The following is a 2,124-nucleotide window of genomic DNA, read 5'->3' on the forward strand; positions in this document are numbered from 1 at the left end:
AATAAAATCAGTGATTAAATAGGTGATGAGTTTCCCTACTTTAGTTGCTGTCTTTTTGGTAGGTGATGCTTCACAGATATGTAAATAGCTTGCTTTTTCATGTTTACCAAAATAATTGACGAATTGCCTTGTTTGTTTTACACTAAACCCACTTGGTGACATTGCACTACTTGGTATGTTTTCAATAGCATCACAATCTATTTCAATTCCGAATTCTTTTTCTGATACATGGCTTAAAGCTGTTTCCATTTCAGAATTAAAATCTAATTCGTTTCTGACCTCTATAGCTTCGTATGTATTATATTTTATAGACTTAAACTTCTTAAGTGTTTTATAGAGTTTGTCTGAAGTATAATTTTCGTGCAGACCAAATATGAAATAGTTTTTAAGAAAACCTTCAGCATAAGCATAACTGAATCCATTACCACTATGTCGTCCTTCTTCAGCTCTAAAATCGGTATGTGCATCAAAATTCACAACATTTATTTTTCCATTATTAGCCAAAGCACTGCCTTTTATGTTTCCGTAGGCATTATTGTGTCCACCTCCAATAATAATTGGTGTTTTACCTGCTTTGATAATTGAGGATACTACATGCACAACATCTTTATCGATAGTCTCTACCAATGTTCTTGCCTTAGATATGTTTTTCTTTATTGATTTTAGTTCAACTACACTTCGGCTTTCAGTATAATCTAAATGACCTAGTATAAGGACTCGTTTTGCTCTAGTTTTGCTATTATTTTGAATATTTAACAAAACTTTTATTGTGGCTTCCCAAGCCTTATAAGTTCCTGTTTTTCCGTAATTTCCGTAAACACCAATATCTTCAGAAATGCCAAAAATAACAAAGTCAACATCTAAATTAACAATGTCATCGTATATGTTAGTGAGGTTAGGTAATAACTGAATATGTTCTCCAAATTTTGATTCTCCTTTACGTGCTTTTAAAATAGTATCACGATCTTTATGAGTAAATGAAATGAGATTTTGCATTTGGAACATTTAATTAAAATAATAGAATAAAAATACAGTTTTATTTAATTACTTTGATCTCGATAATAAATTAAAAAATAAGTATTAACAATAACTTAAAAACAAACAATTTATGGAAAGTTCACAAAAAACAGGTACAGGACTAAAAGTTGGATTAGGTATACTATTGGTTTTATTTTTAGGAACTGCATTTTATGCTTCAAAACTTTACAGCGATAAGCAAGAGACTGAAAAAACTTTGGTGAGCGAAAAGCAACAAGTAATGAATGATCTTAACAACATGGCTCAAGAGTATGATGCTGCTATTGCGGATAGTGAAGTTAAAAATCAAGATTTAGTTGCAGCCAGAGACCGTATTCAAGGTTTAATGGATTCTTTAAAAGTATCTCAAAATAGCGTTAATAGCTTATGGAGATATAAAAAGAAGTTTATGACTTTACAAGAAGAAATGGACGTTTTATTAACTGAAAATGATCGTTTAAAAGTTGAGAACGAATACTTGGCAACATCTTTAGATAGTACACAAGTGCAGTTAGCTGAGCGTACGATGTTCACAGATTCTTTATTAGTGCAGAATACAGAATTAGCAACTGTTGTTAGTGATGCAGCAGCATTGCAAACGGTTGGATTAATAGGAATGGGAGTTCTTGAAAGAAGCAGTGGTAAACAAGTACCAATGGAGCGCGCTAGACGAAGTGATAAAATTAAAGTTTGTTTTACTGTAGCAAAAAATATGTTGACAGAAGCTGGTGATAAAGAATTATATGTTCAAGTTATAGATCCTAAAAACAATGTGTTAGGTGCTAATGACCAAATACAATTTGACGAACAGGTTTTAAACTATAGTCTTATTAGTAGATTTAACTATGAAAACAGAAACTTAAATATCTGTGAGTATGTTGCACCACCAGAAGATTCTAAGTTTGAAAAAGGACGTTACAAAATAAATGTATTTAGTGATAAAGAATTATTATCTACTTCAGAATTTGTATTGAAGTAAGAATTGATTATTTGATTGATTGAAAGTTAAAAATCCGGAAGCGAAAGCTTCCGGATTTTTAGTTATGAAGTGATTTAAACTTTTTGTTTTGTAGCGAAAATTATAGATTTTTTTACCTTGATGAATTT

Annotated in this window: 2 protein-coding genes; one reads left to right on the forward strand and one right to left on the reverse strand. The window is 30.8% G+C overall.

Features of this window, described 5'->3' with window-relative positions; genetic code table 11:
* A partial coding sequence (locus tag QZZ53_RS14630) for a formimidoylglutamase (protein WP_296386033.1) occupies positions 1-996 on the reverse strand: 996 nt, incomplete at its 3' end.
* A 112-nt stretch (positions 997-1,108) separates the two neighbouring features.
* Between QZZ53_RS14630 and QZZ53_RS14635 the strand changes: the two genes are divergently transcribed.
* The gene (locus QZZ53_RS14635) at positions 1,109-1,996 is read left to right on the forward strand and encodes a chromosome partitioning protein ParA (RefSeq protein WP_296386035.1); all 888 of its coding nucleotides are present in this window, start codon (positions 1,109-1,111) and stop codon (positions 1,994-1,996) included.
* Positions 1,997-2,124: the final 128 nt, after the last annotated feature.

The organism is Winogradskyella sp. (genome assembly GCF_016744625.1).
GTDB lineage: Bacteria > Bacteroidota > Bacteroidia > Flavobacteriales > Flavobacteriaceae > Winogradskyella.

Bases quoted from the DNA above. Each gene is read 5' to 3' on its own strand.
- QZZ53_RS14635 (WP_296386035.1), top strand. From the start codon at position 1,109: ATGGAAAGTTCACAAAAAACAGGTACAGGACTAAAAGTTGGATTAGGT.